The following is a 4,860-nucleotide window of genomic DNA, read 5'->3' on the forward strand; positions in this document are numbered from 1 at the left end:
GTGGTTGGTCAACGTCGCTGAAACTTTGGGTTTATGAAAAACTTGCCTCACTATTAGGTGGGTTTATTCTAGACTAGTACTAGATTTATTACCTAATATGGCGCGCCACGAGGGCGCGCATTATTAATCATTGGTATCGTATTCATCTATCAATGGGCTGAAAGGATGCAATTACATCTCGATCAATTACTTTCACATGAGCCAATCGCTTTTTCAAAACTGCTGACCCAGTTTAGTTGCGATAATGACGTAAGTAATTGGCTTCAGAATTGCGAACAGTTTGATCGCGAGCATATTGATCAATCTGCAAGAGCGCAGTTTGCACAAGCTGTTTATGATGCTCGTGCAAGGCTTGCAACCTGGAACTCTGCGCAACTCAATAGCTTAATAGAGCAACTCCAAACTGATTATCACAACAAAAATACTTCATTGCCGGAGGCACTTCTGGCTGAGTTGCGCTTAGCGTTCGCCAGTATTGAGCAGCTGCGTCAGTCAATGTTGCTTGATCAGCAAGTTGCCAGACAGCTAAGCTTATTTTATCCGGTTTTATTGGCCTATGCTGTCAGCAGCGATACGTTTTGGTTTCGATCCCATCCGGTTAAAAAACTGTTTGAAATACTATTTGAGCAAACTATTGGGCTTAGTCCCGATACGGGTGCACAAGCGAAAAAAGAATTTGATATTTTAATTTCTGCTTTAGATAAATTGATAGTGCATCAGTTTGGCTCTACAGAAGATATGTTTAATATCATGTCTGTATTTAGAACTGCGCTGCGCGATTCAAGGCAGCGTATTTTGCGCTTGCATGAGCGCTTAAAAGCCAGCGAAATGGGCAAGTTGCAACAGTCAAAAGCGAAGACTGATGCGCAATACATGCTAATGCATGTAGCAGCGGGGCGACCATTACCCCAATATTGGCTTAAGCTGCTTGATAGCTGGATATTACCGCAATTAAGCTTTGACTTTTTACAGTCTAACCGATCCTCTAGTGAGGCGGTTTTCCTTGAATTAGAGGCATATTTTCTAAAATTTTATCGTAATGCCGAAGCTGCGCTCTTTGAAACCGTTGATGCTTCGCATTTCCAAGCACTCATAGCCTATGTGCCGCAGGCAGAAAGTGACTTGTGTAGAGCCTTGAAGAGCGATCGTGAGTTTTTTGACCACCAGCAGTTTTTAGACATCAGTCAGCGACATAAGGACTGGCTCTCTTACGAACGTTTTGCCGATCTTGATATTGCCGCTAGTGTGGATTTGTCTTCAAGCCTTGAATCTGAACTTGCCATGCTTGCCCAAGGCGATTGGTTTTTACTCAATGGTCAAGAAGCCAGTGCCCCTGACACTGCCTCTGCTCAGCGACTTTGCCTAATTATGATAGATAAAGCATTTGATCAATACCTATTGGTAAATGGGCTAGGCCAAAAAGTATTGGCGTTAACTGCAGCTCAGCTTGCCGCGCAATTAGCGGCCAATGGTTTAGTTAAAATTTCTCAGTCGCGAATTATTGATAAAAGCTTGGCACCATTCTATCGCGATATGCTCGATAACTATGATCGTCAGCTTGAGGCTCTGCAGGCGATGCAAACTCAAGATTCTGTCGATAGTATCGATCAAGAAGCGCAACAGGCGTTGATGGCAGAAGAGGCAATGAAGGCATTAGCCGAAGCTGAGCTTCTAGAGCAGCAGGCAAATAGGCATGATATACATCAGCATGGCGATATTAATCAAGATTATGACCTTGAGTTGGGATCTGAGCCTGAGCCTATATCTGAATTTAAGCCTGAGTTAAAGTCTGAATTAAAACCCGAATTCGAGTCAAAGCCTGAGTTCCAGACCGAATCTGGTATCAAACCTGAGCAACCTTCAGTCTCTGATTCGTCTATACCAGATGACTTGATTCGCAAGTTAAAATTAGCGATTGACTCGATGCTAATTGGCGCTTGGGTCGAATTTATCGATACTGATGCTGATACGGTGCAAAAATTAAAACTAGCGGTTAAGTTTGCGGCCACTCAGCGTTTTGTCTTTGTTAATCCTGAGGGCATTACTGAAAAGGAACTTCAGCGAGAGCAAATCATGCAGGGTGTGATTAACAAAACCATCCGTATTTTAGAGACTGATCGTTACTTTGCTGATCGCCTGCAAGGTATTTTACTGCAGATTGACCAACATGTGTCTGATGACTAATGGATAAGCGCAAGCATCACAGATTATTAAAACAAGCATCTATCTATCTTGATTATGCTGAGCTCGATGGTGAAAACGCACTACAGTCTAAAATTTTGATCAGTCAATGTAATGATATTTCGTCTTCTGGCGTTGGCTTTTGCTTTTCGCATGCATTGCCGCTCAGTGCGATTTATCAGTTGGCGCTGCATATACAGGGTCAGGTTTTTCATTTGGTGGGGCAAGTCAAATGGATGCAAGCTTTAGACTCAGGGGATTTCTCGATAGGTTTAGAGTTATTAGATTCTCAAGACACGGATATTGTTGCATGGAAGAAATGGCTGGCGCAGCAGTATTTGTCTACATCGATATAGTCTTGCTTGGCTAGCCTAATTTGTCGCATCCACCTATAATGCCAGCTTTTGACTGAGCATTATTCTATGACCGTTGTTCGAACTCGTGTTGCGCCATCACCAACAGGTGACCCGCATGTCGGCACCGCGTATATCGCACTTTTTAATTTATGTTTTGCTAAACAGCATAATGGTAAGTTTATTTTACGTATCGAAGATACGGATCAAACGCGCTCAACCACAAGTTCAGAACAGGCGATTTTTGATTCGCTTCGATGGCTGGGTTTGGATTGGGATGAAGGCCCTGATGTGGGCGGTGACTATGGGCCATATCGTCAGTCTGAACGCATGCATATTTATGCTGATTATTGTCAGCAGCTGCTAGACAATGGGCATGCATTTAAATGTTATCGCACTTCAGCTGAGTTAGATCAATTGCGCGAGGCGCAAAAATCCTCCGGTGAAATGCGGGCATTAAAAACCTCCGATTTACTGCTGGCCCCTGAAGAAATTGCACAGCGCGAGGCAGCTGGCGACCCTTTTGTTATTCGTATGCACGTGCCTGAGGAAGGTCGATGCGTAGTGCATGATATGCTGAGAGGCGAGATTGAGCTGGATTGGGCTCAAGTTGATGCACAAATATTGCTTAAGTCAGATGGTATGCCAACTTACCACTTAGCCAATGTGGTAGATGACCACCTAATGCAAATAAGCCATGTGCTGCGTGGGGAAGAATGGATTAACTCAGCGCCAAAGCATATGTTGCTCTATCAATACTTTGAGTGGGATATGCCGCAACTTTGTCATCTGCCGCTATTACGCAATCCTGATAAGTCAAAATTGTCTAAGCGGAAAAACCCAACCTCAATCTTATACTATCAGCGCATGGGTTTTATGCCAGAAGCCGTGGTTAATTATTTAGCCAGGATGGGCTGGTCTATGCCTGATGAGTCTGAAAAATTCACTCTGAACCAGATGCTAAATAACTTTGATATCCAGCGTGTCTCGCTCGGCGGGCCTATCTTTGATGTCGACAAGTTAACTTGGTTAAACGGCAAGTGGTTAAGAGAGGACCTAACGGTCGATCAATTGGCGCAACGGCTTCAAGATTGGGCATTTAACCGAGAGCAGCTAATGCCTGTTGTCCAGCAATTGCAGCCGCGGCTAGAGTTATTCTCTGATTTTGCACCGCAGGCAAATTTCTTATTTGCCGGCTTACTGCCAATTTCTCGTGATGATTTTGGCCTAAACGATGATGATGCTGTCCAAGCATGCTTAGAAATTTTACAGCTATCGCTGTGGCAGCTTGAGCTGCTGCAAAACTGGCATCGTGACGATATTTTTTCAGCATTAAAGGCTGTAGCGGATTATAAGTCAGTAAAGTTGAAAGCTTTCCTAGCGCCTATCTTTATTGCCATTTCAGGCACCACGGCATCGATTTCAGTGATGGATGCCATGCAGTTGTTAGGGCCAGATCTTAGTCGAGCAAGATTGCGTTTCGCGATTAATATACTTGGCGGGATTTCAAAGAAAAAACTTAAGAAACTCGAAAAGCAGGCAAGAGAGATTAACTAACAAGTAAAAAATGCCGATAAATGTTATGTTTAAAGCGATAAGCTATTTAATTGATCGAATGGAATGGTCACTATAGCTAATCGCGTTAACATTAGAGTTTCGACTTTTTGTAGCAGCTAGGCGCTTACATAAATACTGCCACAAGCAATAGCATGAGTAATAGCAAAGCACTCGCAAAGCACAATAGAATAAAAAAGTATTTACAAAAGCATCAGTGAAAGCAATAGCGGGCATGTTCAAAATGATATGAACATGCGATACGTAAATGCGAAGATAGCGCCAGATAACAGGCTATATTTTGCTGACCAAAAAGCCATTAATGATTATTGATGGTGTCGATGAGACTTTACGTTTTTTTGAAAAGACGCTTATGGTCAAATCATTAGTAGAATGAATGTTAGAACCGTTGCCAAATAATAGCTGCCGCAATTGCTGCTGCAATACAAAGGCTAAAAAAGATGTAGGTCCGACGAATATTACGGCGATGCTTATGCAATAGCAGGTCTGATTCGGTGACTTGATTGCCGACGGATGTCGGTTTAGAGACCCATTCTTTATTCTGATTGGATTTTGGCGCATCGACTTCAACGTTATCGCTGCTTGCTGTGATTTGCTCATTAAGTTGCTTAATCGAGAAAATCTGAAAGCTGAGAGTGTCAAAGCTAAGTGTGTCGCCGTGATTCAGTCTGGCTTTCTCAAGCTGCTGATTATTCACGCTCAGGCTGTGTTCACGGTCGATAAGTTCAACATACAGTTCATCTCCGCGAAT

At 43.1% G+C, this 4,860-nt stretch carries 4 protein-coding genes; 3 read left to right on the forward strand and 1 reads right to left on the reverse strand.

Going from position 1 to position 4,860, the window contains the following annotated elements; genetic code table 11:
- Positions 1-165 precede the first annotated feature (165 nt).
- From HRU21_11555 to HRU21_11565, 3 genes are all read left to right on the forward strand, one after another.
- Positions 166-2,184 (forward strand): DUF1631 family protein, encoded by a 2,019-nt coding sequence (locus HRU21_11555; GenBank protein NRA42924.1) that lies wholly within the window; start codon positions 166-168, stop codon positions 2,182-2,184.
- A complete protein-coding gene (locus tag HRU21_11560; GenBank protein ID NRA42925.1) occupies positions 2,184-2,537 on the forward strand; it encodes a PilZ domain-containing protein in 354 nt (117 codons plus the stop codon). The genes HRU21_11555 and HRU21_11560 overlap by 1 nt, the downstream gene beginning before the upstream one ends.
- A 66-nt stretch (positions 2,538-2,603) precedes the next feature.
- Positions 2,604-4,091, forward strand: coding sequence for a glutamate--tRNA ligase (locus HRU21_11565; GenBank protein NRA42926.1), 1,488 nt, complete (start codon positions 2,604-2,606; stop codon positions 4,089-4,091).
- A 397-nt stretch (positions 4,092-4,488) separates the two neighbouring features.
- On the opposite strand, the gene HRU21_11570 is transcribed toward HRU21_11565, so the two are convergent.
- Positions 4,489-4,860, reverse strand: a 372-nt coding sequence (locus tag HRU21_11570) for a hypothetical protein (protein NRA42927.1), incomplete at its 5' end; no start/stop codon positions are given.

The organism is Pseudomonadales bacterium, assembly GCA_013215025.1.
Lineage (GTDB): Bacteria > Pseudomonadota > Gammaproteobacteria > Pseudomonadales > DT-91 > DT-91.